Origin of the sequence: Virgibacillus salexigens (assembly GCF_000723585.1) — a bacterium.
GTDB lineage: Bacteria > Bacillota > Bacilli > Bacillales > Amphibacillaceae > Virgibacillus > Virgibacillus salexigens.
Genome location: NZ_CCDP010000001.1, coordinates 416,182 through 442,079, shown reverse-complemented (window position 1 = coordinate 442,079; position 25,898 = coordinate 416,182). Strand labels below are relative to the sequence as shown.

Sequence of the window (25,898 nt, the reverse complement as noted above, 5' to 3'; positions counted from 1 at the left end):
TATAATCATGGAACTACCGATACGTCTTTCTAAATCATCTCGAGAACCTATCTATCATCAGATAGAAAATCAGTTGAAGGCATTAATTGCTGGTGGTCAACTACCTGAGGGAACACCTTTGCCATCTATACGAGCACTATCTAAAGATCTTGAAACAAGTGCGATTACCATTCGACGAGCTTATCAAGACCTAGAATATCAAGGATTTATCCAAACAACACAAGGTAAAGGTACGTTTGTAGCCCAAGTTGAGGATTCGATGAAACAGCAAGTAAAGGTCTCAGAGGTGTATCAAACAATTGAAAATGCTGTAGAAACTGCACTGAGCTATGATTATACCATTGAACAAATTAAAGAAATCTTTACAGAAGTCATTGACTCGCATAGAAAAGGAGGTTCTTAAACACAATGAAACCCATCATGGAATTCACAAATATTGAAAAACGACTCGATTCGCTCCATATTGGACCAATTAACTTATCGGTTGAACCTGGAACAATCACTACAATAGTTGGTACAAACGGAGCTGGCAAAAGTACTTTATTGAAGCTTATGATGAATCTTGTAAAACCTGACCAAGGGAATATCAAGTTATTGAATTCATTTGTTCATGGTCCGGATGAGAACTGGAAAAAAAATATAAGCTACCAGCCACAAACTGCTGTAGGATGGAATGCATTTACAGGAAAGTCACTGAGGGATTTTATTGCGCCTTTGTATCCGAACTGGGATGAAGTGTTATTTAAACGAATAGTAGAAGCTTTCAATATTCCACTAAATAAAAGTTTTGTAGCATTATCACAGGGTATTCAGCAAAAGTTAAAACTCGCCCTAACTTTACCCAGAAATACATCCTTACTCCTATTGGATGAACCGACTGCTTATATGGATATTCCTGCTAAAGAACAACTGATGAATTTTATCGTAGAGTGGATGGAGCATGGCCACCGCGCGATCGTGATGGCAAGTCACCAATCTGCAGATATAATGAAACTTTCTGATTATCTCGTCGTATTAAAACAAGGAAAACTAATAGATATCTTTGAAAAAGAGACATTAATCGATACGCACAAGCAATATTGGTTTAATGAAGCCCTTCCAGTTGAGAAAGTACCAGGGGAGTTGTTTCGGAAAGCAACGCAGCTGATTTCTAATAACCCAGAACGAACAGAAGCCTATCTCCATCAACATGGTATCGCTTGGACAGCTTTAGAATCATTAAACCTAGAAGAAATTATTACTTTAATATTAACCAAGTAAAGGGGAGGATTTTATGGGGACCGTTCTAACAGTAAAGGATTTAGGCAAGGCATTTAAGGAACGGAAAATTATTTCTAATATCTCTTTCGAAGTCAATCAAGGAGAGATTATGGCAATACTCGGCCCAAATGGGGCTGGGAAATCAACCACAATTCGTAATATCATGGGGATCATGTATCCAGACGAAGGTACAATTACATTTCACCATCGTCAAGGAGAGACAATACCAAGGAATAAAATTGGGTATTTGCCTGAGGAAAGAGGGCTATATAAAAACGTGAATGTAATGGATATCCTCTTGTATTTAGCTGAATTAAAAGATTACCCTTTAGACAGAGCAAAACAAAGGGCGTTAACGTATTTAAAGAAATTCGACCTGGAAGGGAAAGAAAAAGTAAATGTTGAAGAACTTTCAAAGGGAATGGGGCAAAAAGTCCAATTTATTGCTCCCATCATCCATGAACCAGAGCTGTTAATACTCGATGAACCATTTTCCGGACTAGACCCTGTAAGTCAAGAATTATTCAAACAAGAGATCTATCAATTAGCCAAAAATGGCACATCTATCCTTTTATCTTCCCATCAAATGAACCTAGTTGAAGAAATGGCAGATCGACTATTTATGATTCATCGTGGCCAAAAAGTGATATATGGAAAAATGGAAGATGTTAAAACAGAATATGCCAACTTTAAATGTACCATTAGGGGCTTTAATAATAAGGCAGCCCTAGAGCAGCTGCCAGATATCAACCGTTTGGAGCAAGAAGGAGATCAAAGTATTCTCTATCTCAATAAAGATGTACATCCAGCTAAATGGTTACAACAACTACCAGCTGATCTGCAGATTCAAGAACTGACCATAGATCGGGTCTCCCTTCATGAAATCTTTATTGATATTGCCACAGATCGCAATTTATTACAGGAAGAAGGTGACGTATATGCATAATACGAAGAAAGTTGCCAAATGGGAAATAAAACGGAATTTAAAAAATAAAACGTTTATTATTGGAATGTTCTTAACCCCTATTCTTATCGTTGGATTTATGCTATTAGGAGATTTATTTGGAGGGTCAGATGATGATAACCAAGAGACAACAAACGTATTCATTAATGATCAACTAGCCATCTTTTCAGAATTAAAACAAACCGTTGAATCGGCGAATATACCTTGGGATTTACAACAAACTGACTTGACAGAGGAAGAAGTGAGCAATGCCTTAGCGGATACAGAAGATACTGCTTATTTATTTTTAAATGAACAGAATTTAAATCAAGGAGTAGTCCCAGCATATACTTCAGAAGATATCGCCCCCTACTTTATGGATCAAGTACAAGTAGTTACTGGGCCACTTCAAGCTTTGCAAATACAAGAATTAGGTTTAACTGAAGACGAAAAAAATACACTTACACAAGGAATTCAAATTAAAGAAATTACAACAGAAGAACTACAAGCACAGAATCAAACAACAAGTGAAACAAATCCAATGGAACGAATTGTACCTGGGGCATTTGCTGGTTTTATCATGTTATCCATTGTATTTACAGGAATGGCAATCTTTCAAAGTGCATCACAGGAAAAGAAAGATAAAATTGCTGAAATTATTTTATCTTCCGTAACCCCAGCTGATTTAATGCAAGGTAAGATTCTTGGATATTTCGTGTTAGGTCTTTTGCAAGCTGTCCTATCTATAGCCATTGTATTACCAGTGGTTGCATGGAAATTCGATCTCACGATTCTTGAATATTTACTCGTCCCTGAACTATTCTTGTATATAGGGATCGCTATCTTAGGTTACTTACTTTTTGCTTCTATATTTGTAGGTGTAGGAGCAACGATGGCAGATGTTTCAACAGCTGGAAACTTTCAAGGTATGGTCATGATGCTACCATTTTTACCATTCATTTTTATCGGACCAGTTTTGTCTGATCCTAATGGCTTAATGGCACAGATTGGAACCTATATCCCGTTTACCTCACCTGGAGTATTGTTATTACGACTTACAAACTTAGAGCAATGGCCATGGATGGAGATCGGTATTTCTCTCATCATTTTACTGCTTAGCGTGTGGTTCTTTATGAAACTAGCTGGGAAAATTTTCAAAATAGGAATCTTGATGTATGGTAAAAATGCTACTCCAGCAGAAATTTGGAAATGGATTAGAGCATAATGAACAGGAAAACGCGGAGAGATATGATACTTCCTCCGCGTTCCTTTAATACCATGATTTCAAGATTAAAATCACAAATCTTCCTATAAACTTCACTGCTGAAACGAATAAATTAGCTGCTTCAATAATAAATCCTTCTAACCAATCCCTGTCTGTTTTCTCTTGCTTCCGCTTTATAAACACTCCCCCTTATTTTGATTATTATATGTCTTTTTTTGCCTTTTGCTTCCTTTTCCTCTTTCTTAAATAATAAATACTGATACTAATTACAAGGAATAAAGATACAATGAATGTATAACTTGGAACAGGTCGAACGTTAAATGCATATATCCATTGATCAAGCAGATAAATGTCGTTCCGATCGGTAACAGATTGTGGTGTAAAAACCACGAATTCCTTCCAATTCTCTTCCAGCATTAGATAAGATCCAATCCAAGAAGTCAAAAAGAAAGTGTAAATCATGATCAATACTAGAATCAAAAAGGGAATTATTTTTTTCATAAGTCATACTCCTAGGACGCTATTTTCACGAAAAGGCTTGATTAATACAACCATCATGCCTGGGAACTTTCGTACCCATATTATTATGCCATACCAACTGTACCTCTCTCTAGTAGGAAGACAAATTGTATGAAAGGATACGAGGCAAGAGTGAGTGTATCTGAAGTACTCTTCAGACCGTCATTCCAGTTAATGAAGACAATTGCAAAATACACCGCTTAATTATTATAAAAATCATAACTTGTAAAGTCATATCGAACACACTATTTCCCCGGAAATAATCTTGTAGATCGTTTATTACTAATCCCTTTATATTTAATAAGATTCTTGTCTTACTTCTAAATCCCCTGCAAAAGAATACAATTTAAGAAAGAAATCTTTCCATATTCTCTATGGATTACAGGCCATGTAATTCATTCTAGTACATGTCACGAGGGAGGAAGAAACATGAAGATTGCCGTATTTCATGGATCCACTAGGTTCAATGGAAATACCGAATACTTAGCCCATCATGTCGTACCAAAAGAAAAAGGATCACATATTTATCTTCGCGATTACAACGTACAACCAATCGTTGATAAACGTCATTCTAAAGAAGGATTTCCTCATGTAGAAGACGATCATACTCAACTTATTGATCAAGTACTTGAGCATGACATTCTTGTATTCGCCACACCAATTTACTGGTACGGAATGTCAGGACCAATGAAAACATTTATTGATCGTTGGTCGCAAATTCTAAGAGACCCTGATTATACGCATTTTCGCGGCGCCTTAGAGGGAAAGAAAGTTTACCTTGTACTTGTCGGAGGGGATCATCCGCATGTAAAAGGGCTGCCACTTGTCCAGCAATTTAATTATATTTGCCAATTTTTTAAAATGTCCTTGGAAGGATATGTAATTGGGCAGGCTAGAAAACCTGGGGATATGGCTGAGAACAAACATGCACTTGAGGAAGCCTCTCGATTAATTAAAGAGGACTACCACTAAAATGTAAAAAAACCAACTGCAAAAATAGCAGTTGGTTTTTTAGTACGTTTTTTAACTAACAGATAAGTTTCTTTAAATTACTAAAGTTAAACGCAATGAAATCCGATATTAGAAGAGGTTAGCAATAAAGCAAAAAGGGTATGTTAATCGCTTGTCTTTATATTTTTTTGCTTATGCTGTATATCTATCAATCTTCCTGGACCATTTTTTTATTCTAGTACTTCTGATTGATTTTTAAGTTTTATAGTTTACTTGTAGAAAATCTTGGTAAATACTGTTTATTAAATACAGTTATTTTTAAGGAGGCAAGCTTACATTGAAATTTATCTATACTATTATTACGAGTATCGCGTTATTACTTGCTTCTACGTTCTTTTTTCCAAGCGAAGGTTATGCAGCCAATGGCGATGTATATCAAGTAGGAGGTATGGTTCTAAACGTTCGGAGTGATGCATCGACTGAAGCACCAGTTGTCGGGAAACTTCAAGCAGGTGACCAAGTAGTCGAATTCCAAGAAAAATATGGATGGATCCAAACCTACTATGACGGAAAAGAAGCTTGGGTTGCAAAACATCATTTGCGAAAGATTGGGCAGATGAAAAGGGTACAAGCTAATGAAGAAAACGTAACTGTAAAAGCAAATAGCACCAACATTCGATCAGGTCCAGGAACGAGTTATCCAGCTATTGGTTCGTCATCATCAGGAGATACATATCGTTTACAAAAAACAGAAGGCGACTGGCATCAAATCGTTCTTGCTAATGGGGAATATGGATGGGTGGCATCTTGGTTAACCGACACAAAGGGGGAACCAATCCCGGCTTCTAACGAGTCAGCAGCTACGGTTCAAGCACCAGAGCAGCAAGCATCCAGCACATCCTCAGATTTAACCTCACTTGATGGGTATAATATTATGCTTGACCCAGGTCATGGCGGAAGGGACTCTGGAGCTGTAGGAATTAATGGTGTACAAGAAAAGATGGTAACACTGGCTACAGCTCATGAGGTTGCTGAACACATACGTGATGCTGGGGCAAATGTAATCATGACAAGAACAAATGACAACTATATTTCTTTGGAAGAACGTGTGGAGATGAGTGACGATTACTTTACCCATGCATTTGTTAGCATTCACTATAATGCATTCCCAGATCCAAGTGCAAATGGAATGAATACCTTTTACTATTCACAGACTACGGATCAACAATTGGCTGAAAATGTCCATGGCTCCCTCGCATCTAAAGTTGATTTACAAGATCGCGGAATCCTTCGCGAAGGGTTCCGAGTGATACGAACGAATAATGCACCTTCGATTCTATTAGAATTAGGTTTTATTACAAATGCGAATGATCTAGCAATCATTCAAACAGATACATTTAAACAACAGGTTGGAGAAGCGATTACTACTGGATTACAGAACTATTTCCAAGCTAAATAACATAAAAGAAAATAAAGAGAGCTATCCTCATCTCTGGATAGCTCTCTTTATTTTCTTTTCAAATACATACTGTTCTCCTTTTCTACCAAACACTCTTTTTCTATTATCCTTGAAGCCCGCACATTTATAAACATATTGTGCTGCTGTATTCTTATGATTGACCCCAAGAACGATTTCATCTATTCCCAAAAAGTTCTGCCGTATAAAAGCATCTAGTATTTTAAGTGCCTGTTGAGCAATACCTTTTCCTTGCAGGCTATAATGAATAGAAAAAGCTCTGAGAGCGAAGGCATTCTGATTTGTGCTATACGCAGCTTCCGAGTCCCTTTCCAAAGTAAAAAATCCTGCTACTTGCTGTTGATATATAATAACAATAGGATATACTTCTTTACCTTGTTCGCAACTTTTTAATGCATCTTTTGGAATTGCCGTATACTGCAACTGATCTTCTGATAAATAATAAGACTCAATATCTTTTTCGTAGTTCTGTTGGTAGAACGCTAACAAAACGGTTGCTAACAATTGGAGCCACCCTCAATTTGCTTCTTAGCATAAATCATACTTAATATTGGATTAAACGTATAGGTTTCTACTTGATAATCATTTGTTTTAAACCAATCTATCAGAACAGATCGATCGGCATAGTACTCATCTTCTATTGAGTAAACAGCTACTTTATTGCCTGTGTTCGTAAAATGATCGATAACTGCTTTCCGATGACTCTTGTTTTGAAACATGAGATCCACCATACAAATTTCACCTTCCGGCTTTAAAACACGATCCATTTCTTCAAAAGCCATCAACTTTTGTTCGTCTTCAATATGATGTAATGCATAACTAGAAACAATACCATCAATTTGATGATCCATAACTGGTAATGCTAGAAAATGACCATTACGTGTGTCAATTTCTGGATGCTTCTTCTTACATTCATGTAACATATTTTTAGATTGATCAATACCAATTACATTCACTCCATGGGCTATAAATTTGGAGCCTAAGTTTCCTGTTCCAATACCAATATCTAAGCACGTATCCCCTTTTTTCAACTGAATGGTTTCTACTACTCTTTTTAAGGCTCTTGTATAGTCCTGATGAACATTAAAATGATACCCGTGCATTTTTAAGTTTTGATCATAATCGACTGCTTGACTATCAAAATTCCATTTATCTTCCCAGCTTTTTCGAATCGATTTTAGATTTTTTAAATGCTCGGACAATTCGAGTATCTCAGACATTTCGGTTTGGCCATCGTTTGAGCGTTCTAACATTTGATCAATCGTTGCAATCATGTCTTTCAATTCTAACCATTTTTCAAATAGTGCCGATCGTTGAATGTTTAAGTATGAGTTTATACTTCTACTCCCGTCATTTAATAATTGTTTAATCTCGTTAATCGTGATACCGATCTCACGCAATGCTAATATTGTGCTTATACGAACAAGATCTTCCTCTGTAAATATACGGTATTCATTTTCTTGTTTAATCGGATGAATTAATCCTTTTTCTTCATAAAATCGAATGGTTCTTGTCGTTGTATTTAACTGTCTTGCCACTTCTTTAATTTGCATATAGTACCCCCCTCTGCCTTTAACAATAAACGTTTACGTTGCGTTAATGTAAAGGAGATAATTTGAGCATTTCCTATGTTTTTATCTATTATAAATGAAAACTTTCGATAACAGATGATATACTGAAGGAAATTAGGCAAAAGTGAGGTTCTATCCATGCATGAAAGTATACAACAACTTATTAGTCATACAGCCGAGCGGCTTGGGCTTCATACTTATTACTTGAAGCATCATTATTTCACGAAACAAAAAAATGCTATAGGTGAAATACAATATGAATTAACAATGGAATGGTTTCCAAATGACCATACAGATCACCAAGAAGACGAATTAAATCCACCGGGGACTGCTGTTGTTGATGTGGATATCCATACTGGAAAGATCCAAACGATTATCTTCGTTGAAGGTACTTCCTACTCCACGTCAGAATCGTTAGCAAACATAGCATCGAACAGCGAAGCCACAATTGAATGGATTGAAGAAATGACGGATTTGGAGTTTGGCAGACAATTCCAACTTATATCTGAATCAGAAAGAGAAATGCAGTTTCGAGCAGCTGTAGACAATATTCCAGTTTATCCAGGAGGGGTTATTCAGGTTGAATTCAATCAAGAGGGCCAACTCGTTTTATTCTCTATTAATGGTTCGTTTCCATCTGAACATCAGATTCATTGGGAACCATTTGCTTTAACACCTAGTATTGTTGAACCAATTGCAAGCAACCAATGTAAACTGTTTGAAATTCCAGTAGAATCAGCACAAGAATGGAAATCCATCTATGGTACAACTACTTTTTTCCTTACGAATAATGGAAAGACAGCATTAGCATATGAATCGGTGGAAGCATCTTCCTTCCAGTACCATATAGACCAAATCATTACATGGGAAGGCACTACCAATCAAAGTATCCCACTAAAAGAAATTGATTTATCTACAGAAGTAACGGAAGAACAAGCATTAACAAATCTTGCCGATACAGAGATATCTACCTTATCAAGTGCTAAGAAAACAAAGGCACGCGAGGCTGTACAGCGACTGCTTCAACAGGAATTTTCAGAGGATAGTGGTAAATGGAGATTAGCAACGATTTACCGTGAACATACCTATCTTTTTGCTGAACTACGTCCTGTCGAACCCGGTCACCGTATCATTGAACCAAAGCTTACAATGATACTTGATGCTTCCACTTTAGAACCATTAAATTATACGGATAACCGTATACTAATGGAGATTTTTCAAGACTTTAAAGTTGCAGATACACCTGTGATTACGAAAAAAGAAGCGTTTGAGAAGCTTCATAACCACCTGGAAATCACACCAGTCTATGTATATCAACCGCATCAAAAAAGCTACATATTATGTGGAAAAATTGAATGCGCTAATGGTGTGGACGCAGTTACTGGTGAAGTAGTCAATTTAGATGAATAACCCTAAGGCCACGTGCATAAATAAAAAGAAATCGGCTGCGGCCGATTCCTTTTTATAAATCATCAAATCCGTTCAAGTCACTTGTTTTTGTATATTGGCGGGATTTCTGCTCAAAAAAGTCCGTTTTTGTACCATCGAAGTTATCCACATAGGCACGTATCCATTTCAATGGGTTATCCAAATGTTCTGGATAGATATCATGCAATCCCATCATTCGTAACATCTTATTCGCCCGATATTTAATATACCCTGCCATTTCATCTAAATCTATTCCTTCTACATTCCCAAGTACATAATTAGACCATTCTATCTCCAATTCTACCGACTCTTCAAAATGGTCATATATCCATTTTGTGAATTCTTCTGTATTATACTCTGGATTCTCTGCTAATGTGGCTCGGAACAATTCCGAGATAAATCGTCCATGCTCCAGTTCATCACGGTTAATATAGCTTATCATCGTGGAGGTTCCAACCATCTTGTTATGACGAGCTAAATTATAGAAGAAGGCAAATCCAGAATAGAAGAACATCCCTTCTAATAAGGAGGTGTAAACCATTGTTTTTAAAATATTCTCTATAGACGGATCGTCAACAAATGCATTATATTGCTTGGTTATATTTTCATTCCGCTTAAGCAAAATTGGATCTGTTCTGCCTAATTGGAAAGACTTATTTTGTTCATCTAACGATACAACAGATGACAATACATATGAATAACTTTCATTATGGACAGCTTCCTGTTGAGCAATGACTGCCATAATGGATTGAACCGATGGATCCGTGGCATATAACGATAGTAACAGTGCCGTACGGGTTTGCGGTGCATCTAGTGTGGACAATAGACCAATTATTTTTAAATAAGCATCCTGTTCCTCTTCCGTTAGAGAAGGGAATTGTTTTATGTCACTTTGCATATTTACTTCATCTGCTTGCCAATAATTACCGACAAGTCGCTTATACATTTTGTACCAATGTGGATAAGCAATATCATTCCAATTTAATATACCACTTGACTTTCCTCCAAATACCCCAGTGGACTTATTCGGATTTAATGGCTCTAATGTTTTTGCTTTTTCAAGCATAACTTTCGACATGTTGCAGTACTCCTTCCAGCCAGTCTTTCACTTTCTGTTCTTGACTACCTCTTGGGGACTGTTCTATTTTCAGTCCACTCCAGTTACTTTCATAAAATTTAGCGAGCTTATCAACTGCTTTACAGAACAGATCATCTCCACCAAATTGTGTATCACCAGTTCCAAATACTGCCACATTATCTGGCTTGTATCCTATTTCCAGAACAAATTCTTTTACCTCATCGGGGGTGCTCCCCTTTTCCCAAGTAAACAAGCCTATAAATACGATATCATAGTTAGAGGGATTTACTGGAGGGTCAATCCCTATGCGGTGCATCCCAGTTTCAATCCCTCTATATCGTAATTGACCTTCAATGAGCCTTGCTACCTCTTGCGTGTTGCCACTATAAGTTAGATAAGCAACTAATGCCCTCAACTTTGACACCATTCACATTCTTCCACCTCATTAGAAGTAGAACGAACATAATACGTTGTTTTCAAGCCTTCCTTCCATGCTTGTAAATGTAGGTCTAATAAAACAGATGCTCGAATTGTATTTGGAACATAGAAGTTAAACGATAAACTTTGATCAACATGCTTTTGTCTAGCCGCGTTTTGTCTTACAGACCAGCGCTGATCTACAATATAGGCAGAGCGACGGTAGACATCATACGTTTTGTAGGTTAAATCTGGTGCAGTCACTGGTATTTTAAAGTCTTTCTTTTCTTCATTATAGAAAGGTTTGAAAATCGGGTCGATACTTGCTGTTGATCCAGCAATCATTGCCGTTGTTGAATTTGGTGCTACGGCCATAAGGTAACCATTACGCATTCCATGTTCTTTCACATCTTCTTTTAAGGTTTGCCACTCGCCTTGATGATAGCCTTTAAGGTCGAAATAGTCGCCTGTACTCCATTTACTACCTTCATAAGCTGGATAGCTGCCTTTTTCTTTACTTAATTCCATACTTGACTTAATCGTTAGGTATGCAATTTTCTCATACAGTTCATCGGCAAACTTAACAGCTTCCTCTGTTTCCCATTTGACATTCTTTCTAGCTAATAAATGATGCCACCCAAATGTCCCAAGACCAATTGCACGATATTTTTTATTGGTTAGTTGAGCCTGCATGATTGGTAAATTATTAATATCAATCACATTGTCTAACATCCGTACTTGTATCTTAATCAAACGTTCAAGGATTTCATCAGGCACTGCTTTTCCAAGATTAATTGAACTTAGGTTACAAACAACATAATCACCGGACTGATATTTCTTAACAATCATGTTTTCGTTTTCTAGGAACTCTTCAATGAATTCAGATGGTGATTGATTCTGTGTGATTTCTGTACATAGGTTGGAACAATATATCATTCCATTATGACTATTGCTATTTTGGCGATTGACTTCATCACGATAAAACATGAATGGAGTTCCTGATTCTAGCTGTGATTTCATAATTCGTTTCATTATATCAATAGCAGGGATCTTTGTTTTTGTAAGGAGATCAGACTGTACACATTCCTCGTATTTCGTACGCCATGTGCCATTGCCCTTGGTCTCGTCATAAAAGTCCTCTAAGGAATAACCCATTACTTGGCGTACTTCATGTGGATCAAAAAGATACCAGTCTCCGCGTTTTTCTACTTGTTCCATGAATAGATCAGGTAACGTAACCCCTGTAAAAATATCATGTGCCCGCATTCGTTCATCACCATTATTCAATTTCAGGTCTAAGAACGATTCAATATCACGATGCCAAACATCTAAATAAACAGCAATTGCTCCTTTTCTTGTTCCAAGTTGATCAACGTTTACTGCTGTATTATTCAGCTGTTTAATCCAAGGAACAACACCACTAGACATGCCCTTAAATCCTTTTATTGAGCTACCTCGGCTACGAATTTTGCCCATATAAACACCAATACCACCGCCGTTTTTCGATAGCTTGGCGATATCTGTATTACTATCATAGATCGATTGTAAACTGTCATCTACAGTATCAATAAAGCAACTAGAAAGCTGTCCATGCGTTTTCCCCGCATTTGCAAGTGTTGGGGTAGCAACAGTCATATAGAGATTACTCAATGCCCAATATGCCTCTAGAACATGCTCAGAGCGTCGTGACTTATCTTCGTGTTGCATTAATGTCATTGCAATAACCATCCAACGTTCCTGTGGTAATTCAAAGACTTTTTTATCATGGTCTGTAGCTAGGTACCTTGTCGCTAGCGTGTATAGACCAAGGTATGTAAATGATAAATCTCTCGATGTATCTATTTGTTTCGCAAAATAATCAATTTCCGCTTTCGAATACTTTTGCAGAAGGGTTTCTTTATATATCTTTTCCTCCGTTAGTAATTGAATTAATGTATAGAAATCACCGTAATATTGTTCTTCACCATAATAATTCCGGTTTACACTAGCTTGACGATATAGCTCTTGTAAATAAATACGACTAGCTAAAAACGTCCAGTCAGGTGCTGATTCATCAATGTTTTCTAACGCATTCTTGGTGAGTATATCAATCGCTTTTTCAATCGGTGTATCTTCTTGGATGGTTTTAAATGCCTTTTGCTTGTACGCGTCTGTGTGGATATTCAGACCGTTCGCAGCCTTATCAATTAGTTCTAGAAGCTTGTCTTTTGTAGATGTCATCTCAATGATCATCAATAGTCCTCCCTTTATATACTTAAAACATTTATGCCTATCATTATTGAAGGAAACATGGAATCCGATTTTCCCCTACTAAATGATTCTACTAAAATCATCCCATAAACAAAAATAAAAAAACCGCTTCTTTTGATGTGGTCAATTCTTGATACCAAACGGGCTCTCAACAATCTAAATTTTCTAATAAGAAATCGGTTGTGTAATTGTCACAAAACACTATATATAGTATTTATGTTGTTTTTTATTTACGATATATTGTGTTAAAAGCTTAGCATATAACATCATGTAATGCAATTAATTTTTAATAAAAATAGCTTGCTTACCATTTGAAAATGATTGGAAATAGAGATATAACAATGGAGGAAGCAATCAAAAAAATTTAGTAGAATTAATTAGATTCGATAGACTCCATTTTATCAAATTATTATGTATGAACCTAGCCCTATTTGTGTACTTTAAAAATAGTGGATTTACGATTATCCATGAGGGATATTAATTAAATACACCACTACATGTAGGTGAAAGGAAGGTTATTCTATTGAAGTCACATTTAATTGATTGGCGAACATTTGTCAGCTCCTTAATTCTTCTACTGCTCGTTTGTATCCCCCTTATTATCTATCCTGAAACTGGCGCAACAGTTATTAATGCAGCCAACGACTTTATGACAAGTAACTTTGGTTTTCTTTATTTAGCACTTGGTATCATCTCATTTATTTTCTTGATTTTTGTCGCATTTAGTAAATTTGGAAATATTAAACTAGGAAGTAAAACCGATGATAAAGAATTTGGAACGTTTTCATGGGCAGCAATGCTATTTGCTGCGGGTATTGGTTCAAGTATTCTTTACTGGGGAATGATTGAATGGGCATTTTATTACCAAGGTCCTCCTTTTGGTATTACACCAGAATCTGATGCTGCAATACCATGGGCTTCCTCCTACGGTATATTTCATTGGGGGCCAATTGCTTGGGCCATATATACATTACCTGCTTTACCTATTGCCTATTTCTATTATGTTCGAAGAACCTCTGTACTAAAAATTAGTGAAGCAGTAAGACCTGTGCTTGGCCGTTGGGTGGACACTCCACTAGGAGTCATTATTGATGTGCTGTTTATTTTTGGCTTATTAGGTGGGGCCGGTACCACTCTCGCTTTAGGAACTCCGATGATCGCAGAAGGAATAAATAATCTTACAGGCATTCCAGTTACACTAGGGCTAAAAGCTGTTGTCATGCTGATTTGTACATTGATATTTGCTATAAGTGCGTATTCAGGATTAGCAAAAGGAATTAAAGTACTAAGTGACGTTAACCTGTGGCTAGCTATCTTTGTGCTTATCTTTATATTCATATTTGGCCCTACATTGTTTATCATGGAAACTACTTTCACCAGTATCGGTCAGGTAGCAGATAATTTCTTTCGAATGGCGACTTGGCTTGAACCTCTTGCAAATTTATCAGGATTTGAAGAAACAAAATTTCCAGAGACATGGACCGTGTTTTATTGGGCTTGGTGGGTTGTTTACGCTCCCTTTGTTGGTTTGTTTGTAGCCCGTATTTCAAGAGGAAGAACAATCAGGGAAATGATACTGGGAACAATGATATACGGAACATTCGGTTCTATCTTGTTTTTTGGTATATTAGGTAACTTTGGTCTTTATTTACAACTTACTGGACAATTCGACGTATTAGGATTCATGAGTGATAATGGTGCTCCAGCAGCTATTATAGCCATTTTAGAGCAGTTACCCATGGCAAATATCATGATCGGCTTGTTCACCATTCTGGCGATAATTTTCTTGGCAACAACATTCGACTCTTCTTCGTTTATTTTAGCAGCGGTCGTTCAAAAGAAAATCCAGTCTGAACCGCTACGCTGGAATCGATTATTCTGGGCATTCACGCTATGCTTATTGCCATTAGTATTGATGTTTGTAGGGGATCTGCAGACATTACAAACAGCTAGCATTGTTGCCGCATTCCCAGTAATCTTTATCATGGCATTACTTGGATGGTCATTTATTAGAGCAGCTAACCAAGATATAAGATCATCAAAACAATACCGTGGAGAAACGATTCACCTTACGAAAACCGACCGCTCTGATGATAATGAATAACATGACTTCATCATTAAAATTGACCATAGGAAAGCACGCTCTAGATAAAGCGTGCTTTTATTAGTCTAATTGCTTTGGCGGCTGATTTCCTTGCCCATGCTTTCGATTCTCTACTTCCTTAAATAATTTATTCTGCTCTGGTGGCTGATTACTATACGTGATATGTTCTGCTGATACAAGCAATTGTCTTAAATTATCTATTTCTGTTTGTAATTGCTGGAACTCACGTTTCGTTACTGGTTGTGCTTCTTGTTTTAATATAAACCCAACTTGTCCATTCGGCTCTAATGTCGCCCATTCAATATCATTAATGTTACTTACATTTTTTTGTCTTAAGTTCATTTCTAATTGATCGACGGTCAATCTTAATTTTTTAATTTCCTGTTCTTGAATAACCCCATTATGTATTAGAATTTTTGATTTCCCAGTTACAATATTCTCAAAGAAATCCGATTTTATCTGTAAAAACTCCATGATGATTAACGTAACAACTAGAATCGCACCGACTCCTAAAGTGACCCAAATATTCTTTCCTGCTAACGGCTGAATAAGTAATGAACCAATTCCTACCATAATCACTGTTTGGGTTAATGTCATTTGCGATATTGACTTTCTTCCTGCGATACGTAAAAGAAGTGTACCTCCTAGAACAATTAATACTGATTTCCAAATCCATGCAATTTCCATCTCTTTCCCTCCTTATTCCTGCACTTAGTTTAACTAAGAGCTACAAATTTATTCTTTCTGTATATATTTGTTATTCCCCATTAAAAATAGAGCTGCTCAACAAATGAACAGCTCTATTTCAGCGAATATCTTATTTATTCATACTTGAAAAGAAATCCTTTAATGGGTCTTCTTCCTCCTCTTCCTCTACTTCCACTGGCTCATCATGAGTCTCAAGTGCATCCATACTTAGATTTTCTAAATCTATCTCGTGGTTTGCGATTGGAGTCTCCAATTCTTCCTGAGAATCTTCTGTAACGGAGACAGCCTCTTGTAAGTACAATGCTTCATCAATATTTGTACTATTACTATTTAGGGAAGCCAGTAAAGTCGTAGCCCGCATTGGATCACTCAGCAAATGGTACAAAATCGAACCAATTAATGCTTCAGAGTGCTCATGCTTTAACCAACTTTTTTGTTCTTTTGTTAATCGTTTAGGAAGAGGAACCGTTATGGTTTCACGTTCTTTTGCAAAACTTTCACTTAAGCCTTTTAATACAAATTGAGCAATCTGACTGGAGAAATTCCTTCTTTCTGTTTCCTTCAACCGTTGCATCTGTTTTAACAGGTAATCAGGTGTATCCGAAGGGACACGAAATGTGATTGATTGCCCGCGTTCAATTGTGTTTTTGGCCATGATATCACCTTATTTTGCCTTCGCTTTTACTTCTTCCTTTTCCGCCTTTTCACTCTTTGTCTGTTTAGAAACAAATTCCGAAATTAGCTTGTAATATGCATTTGCCATCATCCAAATACTTTCCTGTTCATCTTCGAAGAAATCGATGTTAAATCCATCAAGTTTGTTATTAAGTGCCTTTATATAGTCTTTTAATACTGCTGAACCACCGCCTACAAAATAGCAGATTTCCGATTGTGAATTCTTTGCCCAAACATTACGTAAGAAACGATACTCTTTCTTTGCTAACTCAAGCAGGATATGGTCTGTGATATCATGAACACTTGTCCGACTTCCTTTTACCATTATATGGTGACGATCATTTTTTCTCGTAATGATATCAACTACATCCCGACGACTGTCTAATTCAACACCGTGTTTTGTCCTTATTTCTTCTCTAATTTGTTCCAAAGATTCCGATACACCTAGATTAAACCCTTGAGCTTTATCGTCGTCAACATTACGGTTACGGATTACAGCAATATCTGTAGATAATCCGCCAATGTCTTGAATAAGTATTTGTTTATCAATTAAGTCTTTATTAATGACTTTTAAGTCATTATCCATAATTAGGTTCACATAGGCTGCGAATCCCTCTGGATAAACTTTGACTTCATCAAATTTAATATTTATTTTTTTGCCTTGGTGATTAGGTGTTACAAGAAACTCGACCTGATGGACAGATCCTAGCAACTGCGAGCGATAGCCCACATCTTTTCCTTCTTTCACTTCACGAAGCGGTAATCCTGTGCCAAGTGTGTAATTTGCGTCAATGACTTTATTTTTTTCTGTAAACGCTCCATTTTCCACGGCATCTAGTGCCAGAGAAGCAAAAAGCATGATTAACGTTTGATCTTCTTCTGCTTTACTGCTGCCTGGATCCAATTCGGTAGAATTTGTTGTTTTTGTTGCTAGATTTCCAACACGATAGATTACATTATTTTCTTCTAACGCAGGAGAGTGTACGCGAATATGAATATTATCTAATACCTCTTTTTTATCTAGTTCTTCAATTCCAATCACAGGACGATCCTCGAAATCTTGTGCTACTACATTAGGTATATAAAGCTCATTTTCCATTTTACCGAAATTTGCTTTCAATGCATCATTACCAACATCTACTGCAGCAATTCTAGTTTTTGTCATTTCAAAAACTCCTCTCATAAATAATCCTTTCTACTTAAGGATACGTTTTTCCTATTAAATACGCAATCCTACTTTTTTCGTATTCTTATTTGTAAACATGCATACATTTTCGAACACGTTAATATAATAGTATTCACACATATTTGTATACATGTTTACTTTTTTGAATACACTTGTTTACTATTTTGTTTACATGTAAACAAAATAGTAAACAAGACTTAAAATGTAATAATTTGTTAATTAATAGTGTCAAGATAGTTAACAATCCCCCCTTGATTAATGTAACTATGTATGAGTAGATTACCAATATACTTAAAAAAATTACTGAATCAACTTTGAGATCCAGCAGATGATAGGAGTGAGAGAATAGACCCTCCAAAAAAACGAAGGGAGAGTTTCCCTTCGCTTCAAGTTATCTTTAGTAGATTAACTGACTTCCCTATCCCAGAATCGATGTGCAGCAACTGCTTGTGAAAAACGGCCTATGAATCTATTAATCGCTGCTTCTAGAATAACTCCTGGCTTATTTGCAATTGCACTATTTTCAATTAATCTCATCCCTTGATTTGTAGCCCCAATTGGCTTGTAATGAGCACAAGCTTCTTTTACAAAATCCATCGCTTTTTGTTGAAAGTCAAGGTCTTGATCTTCCCCACCAACGACATAAACTGCGTCATATAAAACAGAATCGACAGTTAAGAAGCTATGATCAGCATTAATCGAATTTCCACTATTACTAGTAATTTCACCACGTTTTTTTCCGACAAATTCTAAATGTATCCCTTTATCTTGAAGTCCCCTCACAGCCAACATCACATCCTCACTATGAAACTTCTCATCTACTAATATCGCAACTGTTCTTGTCTTTGCTTTTTTTATTGTATTTTCCTGACTAAGAGCAGGAGAAGACTTAGTAACATCTGAACCGCCCGATTGTGGTGGTGCTACACCAATGTTCTCTGCAACTTCCTGCGCCATTTTCAGATTAACATTTGCAAACATATCTACAACCTGCTGTCTGACCGCTTCACTTTCTACTTTACCTAATTCAAAACTAAACGCGTCTTTAATATGCTGCTTCTCAATATCACTCATGCTATTCCAAAAAAGCGTTGCCTGAGTAAAATGGTCTTTGAAGCTTTCACTTCTTGCTTGTACTTTTCTACCCTCTACCTTCTCTTGATAGTGCTGGTATCCTCCATTAGCTGGAGCTACAGGCTTAGGTGTGTTATTTGCTAGAGAATTGTTATGGTAGCTAACCTGACCCGTATTTAATGTGTGTCGACTATATCCGTCTCGCTGATTATTGTGAAACGGACAAACAGGGCGATTAATTGGTAATTCATGAAAATTAGGCCCACCCAAGCGAATTAACTGGGTATCTGTATAAGAGAACAAACGCCCTTGCAATAATGGATCATTCGTAAAATCAATTCCTGGTACCACATGACCAGGGTGAAATGCTACTTGCTCTGTTTCTGCAAAAACATTATCAACATTACGATTTAAGGTCATTTTACCAATAATTTTAACTGGTACATCCTCTTCTGGCCAAATTTTTGTAGGATCTAATACATCAAAATCAAATGTATGTGCATCTTCCTCTGCAATTAATTGGACACCAAACTCGAATTCTGGATAATCGCCATTCTCTATCGATTCATATAAATCAGCACGATGAAAATCAGGATTCTTACCATTTATTTTTTGTGCCTCATCCCATACGGTAGAATGAACTCCCAGTTTTGGCTTCCAATGAAACTTCACAAAATGAGCCTTTCCTTCTTCATTTACAAATCGGAACGTATGAACACCAAAGCCCTCCATCATTCGAAAGCTACGTGGTATTGCACGATCAGACATCTGCCACATGACCATATGAGCCGTCTCTTGATTATTAGCAACAAAATCCCAAAAAGTATCATGTGCGGAGGCTGCCTGTGGAATCCCATTATGTGGTTCCGGTTTAACAGCATGTATTAAATCTGGGAATTTCATTGCATCTTGAATAAAGAATACAGGAATATTATTTCCTACGAGGTCATAATTCCCTTCTTCCGTATAAAATTTCGTGGCAAATCCCCTCACATCACGAGCAAGCTCTCCAGATCCTTTTGAACCAGCTACTGTTGAAAAGCGGACAAATACAGGGGTTTTCCTTCCTGGTTCCTGTAAAAAATCAGCTTTTGTATAGGGCTTCATTGATTCATATAATTCAAACTCTCCATGAGCAGCGTAACCACGAGCATGCACAATCCTTTCTGGGATGCGTTCGTGATCAAAATGCGTCATTTTCTCTCGAAATTGAAAGTCTTCCATTAACGTCGGACCACGCTCACCTGCTTTTAAAGAAAACTCATCTTCCGATACCTTAAGACCCTGATTGGTAGACATTTCTTTGCCACTATCATCTACGCGGAACTTATCTAATTGTTCTTGTTTACGATTTTCATTATGCTTTTTAGACATAAATATCGCTCCTCCTTATCGAAGTAATTATAGATAACACGCCTTAGGCTTTGACCGCATGGATAACTTTCCTAAAACTGTTCCCTGGGTAATGAATGATTAAACAAACAAGGGGCTTGGACACACCGAAATAGGTAACCCAAAAGCATGCATTAAACATACAGGGGGGTGATAGAACATGTTTTTAGTAAACAAAAAATCCGAACAGATTCGACTGAAATCGTTCGGATTATGCTAGGTATAAGCTGCTTTTGTCTTCGTCTCAATTAATGACTCGATCCCAATGACGATGGGCAGCAACAGCCTCTATAAAACGTGCTGCAAATTGTTTTGCGCCTTTTTCCTCAATTACTCCTGCTCCAACTTGGATATTACTTGCCTTCAGCCATTCCTTTCCTTCTTGTGTAGCCCCTAAGGCCTTATAGTGACGAAAAGCTTCCTCTAAATATTCCGTTGTGGAACGATCAAATGCCTGATTGGTTTCTTTCCCACCGCCAGCATAAATAGCATCATAAAGAACAGCGTTTGTTGTTGTAAAAGTGTGATTGACCATCAAATCTGTCCCATTTTCACCTGTCACCTTGCCTTGATGATCACTAATAATTTCATATTGAATGTTACTGGCAGTTAACTGATCAAGTATTTCTACAATCTCTTGATCGGAAAACCCATTCGCTAGTATAACTCCAACTTTTCTAGTTGCAGGGGAAAACGCAAAATGGGTTTGACTCAATGCTTGGGAGGATTTTTGATTATCTACTGCATGCTTATTCGGAACGGTTACTCCAACTTTTTCAGCAATATATGCAGCCAGTTCGTGTTCAATATTAGCAAACATATCAACTACTTGCTGCCGTACATTCCTATCCTTCACTTTCCCAACTTCAAAGCTAAACGCGTCTTTAATATGTTGCTGCTCAGGAGGAGTCATACTATTCCAAAATAATTTTGGTTGTGTGAAATGATCGTTGAAGCTCTCACTTCTTGACCGTATTACGCGGCCTTCCACCTTTTCCTGATAATGTGCAAAGCCCCCTTGTTGCTCAGTGGCTGGCATTGGCGTATTTGCTATCAATGAATTGTTGTGATAAGCCACTTTTCCCTTATTAATCGTTTGTCGGTGGTAGCCGTCTCTCTGGTTATTAAAAAATGGACATACAGGGCGATTGATAGGGATTTCGTGGAAGTTCGGCCCCCCCAAACGAATCAGCTGGGTATCTGTATAAGAAAATAATCTTCCTTGTAAAAGTGGGTCATTCGTAAAGTCAATACCTGGTACGACATGGCCTGGATGAAATGCGACTTGTTCCGTCTCTGCAAAAAAGTTATCTACGTTTTTATTAAGGGTCATTTTCCCAATAACTTGGATAGGAACATCTTCCTCAGGCCAGATTTTCGTCGGATCTAAAATGTCAAAGTCAAATGCAAACTCATCTTTTTCTTCAATCACTTGAACTCCTAGTTCATATTCTGGAAAGTCCCCGTTCTCAATTGCGTCGTATAGGTCCTGTCTGTTAAAATCTGGATTTTTACCGGCGATTTTTTGTGCTTCATCCCATACTAGGGAGTGTACTCCTAGCTTTGGAATCCAATGAAATTTCACAAAATGGGTTTTCCCTTGATCATTTACAAAACGAAATGTATGGATACCAAACCCCTGCATCATTCGAAAACTCCGTGGTATAGCTCGATCGGACATTAACCACATTACCTGATGTGCGGACTCCTGATTATTCGCAACAAAGTCCCAAAAAGTATCATGGGCAGAAGAAGCTTGAGGGATTTCATTGTTTGGTTCCGGTTTTAGAGCATGAATAACATCAGGGAACTTAATACCGTCCTGTATAAAAAATACAGGCATATTATTTGCAACAAGATCATAGTTTCCTTCTTCTGTATAGAATTTCGTCGCGAATCCCCGAACATCTCTAACAGTATCTGCAGAGCCACGGAATCCGACCACCGTTGAAAAACGGACAAATACTGGTGTTTTTTGCCCTGCTTTTTGTAAAAATCCTGCCTTCGTAATATCCTTCATCGATTCATACGTTTCAAAGTGACCATGTGCAGCAAATCCTCTAGCATGAACAACTCGTTCGGGGATACGCTCATGGTCAAAATGTGTCATCTTCTCTCTGAAATGAAAATCTTCCATCAAAGTCGGTCCACGTTCACCAGCAGTTAAGGACAATTCATCATTAGTTACTTTTAGACCTTGATTCGTCGTCAAATGCTTCTTTGCATCATCAACTTTAAATGGTTCTAATTGTTCTTGCTTTTTATTTTCGTTTTTCCTTTCATCACCCATGTACAAACACCCTCTCATTGTATTTGTACTTACTATTTCCAACTCCTTCAAAACTATGAATAACCAGAAACAGCATGTTATAATTTAATTAAGGAACAGCTTTATTCCATAAGGAGTGAGCGAATATGAGCAAGATTATCCTATTTGACGGTGTTTGTAACTTTTGTGATCAAAGTGTTCAGTTTATTTTGAAACGCGATAAGCAAGAACAATTTAACTTCGCCTCCATTCAGGGAGACGCTGGACAGGAACTACTAAAAATAAATCATGTGCCAACTGATATAAATAGTTTCATCCTAATTGACGGGCATCATACGTATTTTAAATCAACTGCAGCTCTGAAGATATGTAAAGAATTAAAAGGTGCTTGGAAGCTGCTATATGGATTTATTATCGTTCCTAGGCCAATACGGGACTTCCTATATGGGATTATTGCCAATCACCGATATAAATGGTTCGGACATAAACAAAGCTGTACGTTACCTTCTCCTGAGACGAGGAAACGATTTTTATAATGAATAAACCCGAAGTGTCACGTGACACTTCGGGTTTATTTCTAACCTACGTTCTTTTTCTTTATTTGTTTACTACGTAACTGCCCGCAGGCTGCATCAATATCTGCACCGTTCTCCCAACGCACACCACAATTAATCCCTTGTTCCTTCAAGGTCTCAAAAAAAGCTTGGATAGAAGTCGATTCACTACGCTGATATTGGTTATGTTCATCAACGGAATTATAAGGAATCAAATTCACATAGGCTAAATGCCGATGATCATATAACAGCTTCGCTAATTGCAAAGCCTCTTCTTTATGATCATTTACATCTCTTAGCATAATATATTCATACGTAATTCGACGATTGGTTTTCTCTAAGTAATAATCTACAGCCTTCATCAATTTTTCAATTGGAAATGCTTTATTGATCTTCATAATCTGCGTACGCAGCTCATTATTTGGAGCGTGAATAGAGATAGCAAGGTTTACTTGAATACCGGTATCAGCAAATTCATAAATCTTATGAGCTAATCCACTTGTTGAAACTGTAATATGTCTAGCACCAATATTTAGCCCACGATCATCATTTACAACATATAAGAAGTCCATCAAGTTTGTAAAATTATCAAAAGGCTCACCAATACCCATAACAACAATATGACTTACCCTCTCATCTTCTCCACGAGAATCCAAATGCTTTTGTACATTCATAATTTGTTCTACGATCTCACCACTTGACAAGTCTCGATTCTTCTTCAATAATCCACTAGCACAGAATGTACAACCAATATTACAGCCAACTTGTGTGGTCACACATACAGACAATCCATAATTAAACCGCATCAACACCGTTTCAATTAAATTGCCATCAGCTAGCCGAAACAAATACTTAATTGTACCATCTTTAGATTCTTGTTTAATTTCCTCTTCTAACGTTCCTAATATAAAATGATCCTCGAGTAAAGCGATCGTTTCTTTGTTCACATTGTTCATGTCAGAAAAATGATTGACACGTTTCTTATATAGCCAATTCCAAACTTGATCCACGCGAAAACGCTGCTGGCCATGCTCTATCAACCAATCTGTAAGCTGTTCGTATGTCAGTCCATAAATGGATGGTTTACTCATTATCTACCCTCATTTCTAGAAAATCTAGTCTTCTTAACAACGCAAAGACATTGATTTACCGTTCAACCGTAAAAAGTTTTCATTCACCTTACTATCTTACTGCATCTATGATCTTGTTGCAAACACAGGTTGGCTAATCATGCAGCTATTCAAAAAGAAAAAGGTGCCAATATCCTTTAGAAAAGAAAATTGATACACCTTTTACACTTGTTATGGTAACATCGTTTCTCCCATAAGATATCGATCACATTCTCTTGCAACGCCACGACCTTCATTAATCGCCCAGACGATCAGGCTTTGGCCTCGGCGCATATCACCGGCTGCAAACACACCTTCTACATTGGTTCTAAAATCATCATAATCAGCAGCAACCGTTGATTTTGCGGTTGTTTCTACTTGCAGCTGATCCAGTAGATCTTGTTCCGGTCCACTAAACCCAATCGCTATTAGCACAAGATCAGCAGGCCAAACCTTTTCTGTTCCCGGTATTTCATCACGCACTTTATTTCCTTCTTCATCATAACGAAGTTTTACATTAACTGTATGCACTTCTTTAACATCGCCATGCTCATCACCTACGAATTTCTTCGTCATTACAGCATAGGCACGAGGGTCTTCGCCTAATACACTCGCTGCTTCTTTGTGTCCATATTCCACACGATGAATGGTAGGGTATTGTGGCCATGGATTGGTTTCCATATCACGAACCAATCCTTTTTTATCATAAATATCAAATTGCGTCAGACTCTTACAATTATGCCTTACAGACGTAGCTAAGCAATCTGTTCCAGTATCGCCCCCACCAATTACAATAACATCTTTATCAGCAGCAGAAATATAATTTCCATCTTGCAAGTCTGAATCTAATAAGCTTTTCGTATTAAGGTGTAGAAAATCCATCGCACGATGAATACCTTTTAAATTACTACCTTCTACTTGGATATCTCGGTGTACAGTAGCACCTCCACATAAAATAGTTGCATCAAAGTTTTGCTTTAATTCTTCCTCGGTTATATCCTTACCAACCTCTGTATTCGTGATAAATGTAATTCCTTCTTTCTCAAGAATTTCCACTCGTCGTGTTACTACTTCATAGGATAATTTCATTTCAGGAATCCCGTATGTGAGAAGTCCTCCAACACGATCTTCACGTTCATAAACCGTAACCAAATGTCCAGCTTTGTTCAATTGTGCAGCAGCAGCAAGTCCAGCTGGGCCTGATCCAACAACAGCCACTTTTTTACCTGTACGCTTCGGTGGTAGTTTCGGAACAACCCATCCTTCTTCAAACCCTTTTTCAATTATCGAACGCTCGACCGTACGAATTGCAACCGGAGGTTCATTGATACCTAGTACACAAGCCCCTTCACAAGGAGCCGGGCAAGCAATACCTGTGAATTCTGGAAAATTATTTTGCTCATGTTCCCGATCTAGCGCTTCTTTCCATTTCCCTTCATAAACAAGTTGATTCCATTCAGGGATGAGATGATAAACCGGGCAGCCGGAGGTTACCCCATTTATTTCCATTCCCACATGACAAGTAGGTACGCCGCAATCCATGCAACGTGCCCCTTGTGTTTGTACTTCTTGATCTGTTAATGGCACCGTGTAGTCGTACCAATCCTTCGTACGAATCGAAGGTTCTCGTTCTCTTCTTACTTGTCTGCTGTATTCCATAAACCCTGTCTGTTTCCCCATCAAAGGCCTCCCTTTCCAAACACCAATA

At 37.4% G+C, this 25,898-nt stretch carries 23 protein-coding genes; 9 read left to right on the top strand and 14 right to left on the bottom strand.

The genetic code is table 11. The features are described from left to right. Nucleotides 1–7: 7 nt before the first annotated feature. From BN990_RS02135 to BN990_RS02120, 4 genes are read left to right on the top strand one after another with little or no spacing between them, the layout of a single operon-like run. On the top strand, nucleotides 8–403 hold the full coding sequence (locus tag BN990_RS02135; protein WP_021289950.1) for a GntR family transcriptional regulator: 396 nt from the start codon (nucleotides 8–10) through the stop codon (nucleotides 401–403). Nucleotides 404–408: 5 nt separating this feature from the next. Next, a complete protein-coding gene (locus tag BN990_RS02130) occupies nucleotides 409–1,260 on the top strand; it encodes an ATP-binding cassette domain-containing protein (RefSeq protein ID WP_038242022.1) in 852 nt (283 codons plus the stop codon). Between the two features lie 13 nt (nucleotides 1,261–1,273). Continuing rightward, complete coding sequence (locus BN990_RS02125) at nucleotides 1,274–2,206, top strand: ABC transporter ATP-binding protein (RefSeq protein WP_038242019.1); 933 nt, start codon at nucleotides 1,274–1,276, stop codon at nucleotides 2,204–2,206. Next, on the top strand, nucleotides 2,199–3,428 hold the full coding sequence (locus BN990_RS02120) for an ABC transporter permease (protein WP_038242017.1): 1,230 nt from the start codon (nucleotides 2,199–2,201) through the stop codon (nucleotides 3,426–3,428). The genes BN990_RS02125 and BN990_RS02120 overlap by 8 nt, the downstream gene beginning before the upstream one ends. Before the next feature lie 45 nt (nucleotides 3,429–3,473). Here the strand turns inward: BN990_RS02120 and BN990_RS22445 are convergent, their stop codons facing one another. Both BN990_RS22445 and BN990_RS02115 read right to left on the bottom strand, forming a co-directional pair. Beyond that, entirely contained in the window at nucleotides 3,474–3,611 is a 138-nt protein-coding gene (locus BN990_RS22445) for a hypothetical protein (protein ID WP_021289954.1), read from the bottom strand. Between the two features lie 18 nt (nucleotides 3,612–3,629). Further along, a complete protein-coding gene (locus tag BN990_RS02115; protein WP_051738996.1) occupies nucleotides 3,630–3,929 on the bottom strand; it encodes a DUF4306 domain-containing protein in 300 nt (99 codons plus the stop codon). A 447-nt stretch (nucleotides 3,930–4,376) separates the two neighbouring features. On the opposite strand from BN990_RS02115, the gene BN990_RS02110 reads away from it, so the two are divergent. Together BN990_RS02110 and BN990_RS02105 are read left to right on the top strand one after the other, a co-directional pair. Continuing rightward, on the top strand, nucleotides 4,377–4,919 hold the full coding sequence (locus BN990_RS02110) for a flavodoxin family protein (RefSeq protein ID WP_021289956.1): 543 nt from the start codon (nucleotides 4,377–4,379) through the stop codon (nucleotides 4,917–4,919). Between the two features lie 316 nt (nucleotides 4,920–5,235). Beyond that, nucleotides 5,236–6,357 (top strand): N-acetylmuramoyl-L-alanine amidase, encoded by a 1,122-nt coding sequence (locus BN990_RS02105; protein WP_021289957.1) that lies wholly within the window; start codon nucleotides 5,236–5,238, stop codon nucleotides 6,355–6,357. A 27-nt stretch (nucleotides 6,358–6,384) separates the two neighbouring features. On the opposite strand, the gene BN990_RS02100 is transcribed toward BN990_RS02105, so the two are convergent. Beyond that, entirely contained in the window at nucleotides 6,385–6,879 is a 495-nt protein-coding gene (locus tag BN990_RS02100) for a GNAT family N-acetyltransferase (protein ID WP_021289958.1), read from the bottom strand. Beyond that, complete coding sequence (locus tag BN990_RS02095; protein ID WP_038242003.1) at nucleotides 6,873–7,928, bottom strand: MerR family transcriptional regulator; 1,056 nt, start codon at nucleotides 7,926–7,928, stop codon at nucleotides 6,873–6,875. Before BN990_RS02095 ends, BN990_RS02100 begins: the two co-directional genes overlap by 7 nt. Nucleotides 7,929–8,084: 156 nt before the next feature. Between BN990_RS02095 and BN990_RS02090 the strand changes: the two genes are divergently transcribed. Beyond that, entirely contained in the window at nucleotides 8,085–9,356 is a 1,272-nt protein-coding gene (locus tag BN990_RS02090) for a hypothetical protein (protein WP_021289960.1), read from the top strand. A gap of 52 nt (nucleotides 9,357–9,408) precedes the next feature. On the opposite strand, the gene BN990_RS02085 is transcribed toward BN990_RS02090, so the two are convergent. From BN990_RS02085 to BN990_RS02075, 3 genes are read right to left on the bottom strand one after another with little or no spacing between them, the layout of a single operon-like run. After that, nucleotides 9,409–10,452, bottom strand: coding sequence for a ribonucleotide-diphosphate reductase subunit beta (locus BN990_RS02085; protein WP_021289961.1), 1,044 nt, complete (start codon nucleotides 10,450–10,452; stop codon nucleotides 9,409–9,411). Next, nucleotides 10,433–10,879 carry a flavodoxin gene (locus BN990_RS02080; RefSeq protein WP_021289962.1) on the bottom strand — a complete coding sequence of 149 codons (447 nt, stop codon included), beginning with the start codon at nucleotides 10,877–10,879 and terminating at the stop codon, nucleotides 10,433–10,435. Before BN990_RS02080 ends, BN990_RS02085 begins: the two co-directional genes overlap by 20 nt. Next, nucleotides 10,864–13,101: a ribonucleoside-diphosphate reductase subunit alpha gene (locus BN990_RS02075; RefSeq protein WP_021289963.1), complete on the bottom strand. Its 2,238-nt coding sequence runs from the start codon at nucleotides 13,099–13,101 to the stop codon at nucleotides 10,864–10,866. The genes BN990_RS02080 and BN990_RS02075 overlap by 16 nt, the downstream gene beginning before the upstream one ends. A gap of 541 nt (nucleotides 13,102–13,642) precedes the next feature. On the opposite strand from BN990_RS02075, the gene BN990_RS02070 reads away from it, so the two are divergent. After that, a complete protein-coding gene (locus BN990_RS02070; protein ID WP_038242000.1) occupies nucleotides 13,643–15,223 on the top strand; it encodes a BCCT family transporter in 1,581 nt (526 codons plus the stop codon). A gap of 60 nt (nucleotides 15,224–15,283) precedes the next feature. Here BN990_RS02070 and BN990_RS02065 read toward each other — a convergent pair whose 3' ends face one another. The 5 genes from BN990_RS02065 to BN990_RS02045 form a co-directional block, all read right to left on the bottom strand. Then, nucleotides 15,284–15,910 (bottom strand): DUF421 domain-containing protein, encoded by a 627-nt coding sequence (locus tag BN990_RS02065; RefSeq protein ID WP_021289965.1) that lies wholly within the window; start codon nucleotides 15,908–15,910, stop codon nucleotides 15,284–15,286. A gap of 130 nt (nucleotides 15,911–16,040) precedes the next feature. Continuing rightward, nucleotides 16,041–16,586, bottom strand: a complete 546-nt coding sequence (locus tag BN990_RS02060) for a hypothetical protein (RefSeq protein ID WP_021289966.1) — start codon at nucleotides 16,584–16,586, stop codon at nucleotides 16,041–16,043. Nucleotides 16,587–16,595: 9 nt separating this feature from the next. After that, nucleotides 16,596–17,771: a ParM/StbA family protein gene (locus BN990_RS02055; protein WP_021289967.1), complete on the bottom strand. Its 1,176-nt coding sequence runs from the start codon at nucleotides 17,769–17,771 to the stop codon at nucleotides 16,596–16,598. Between the two features lie 426 nt (nucleotides 17,772–18,197). Beyond that, nucleotides 18,198–20,240, bottom strand: coding sequence for a catalase (locus BN990_RS02050; protein ID WP_038241997.1), 2,043 nt, complete (start codon nucleotides 20,238–20,240; stop codon nucleotides 18,198–18,200). A gap of 262 nt (nucleotides 20,241–20,502) precedes the next feature. Next, the gene (locus tag BN990_RS02045) at nucleotides 20,503–22,548 is read right to left on the bottom strand and encodes a catalase (protein ID WP_021289969.1); all 2,046 of its coding nucleotides are present in this window, start codon (nucleotides 22,546–22,548) and stop codon (nucleotides 20,503–20,505) included. A gap of 125 nt (nucleotides 22,549–22,673) precedes the next feature. On the opposite strand from BN990_RS02045, the gene BN990_RS02040 reads away from it, so the two are divergent. Further along, nucleotides 22,674–23,063, top strand: a complete 390-nt coding sequence (locus BN990_RS02040; RefSeq protein ID WP_021289970.1) for a thiol-disulfide oxidoreductase DCC family protein — start codon at nucleotides 22,674–22,676, stop codon at nucleotides 23,061–23,063. Between the two features lie 41 nt (nucleotides 23,064–23,104). Here BN990_RS02040 and rlmN read toward each other — a convergent pair whose 3' ends face one another. Beyond that, nucleotides 23,105–24,172, bottom strand: coding sequence for a 23S rRNA (adenine(2503)-C(2))-methyltransferase RlmN (gene rlmN / locus BN990_RS02035; protein ID WP_021289971.1), 1,068 nt, complete (start codon nucleotides 24,170–24,172; stop codon nucleotides 23,105–23,107). Nucleotides 24,173–24,382: 210 nt separating this feature from the next. Beyond that, nucleotides 24,383–25,870 (bottom strand): glutamate synthase subunit beta, encoded by a 1,488-nt coding sequence (locus BN990_RS02030; RefSeq protein ID WP_038241993.1) that lies wholly within the window; start codon nucleotides 25,868–25,870, stop codon nucleotides 24,383–24,385. Between the last annotated feature and the right edge of the window lie 28 nt (nucleotides 25,871–25,898).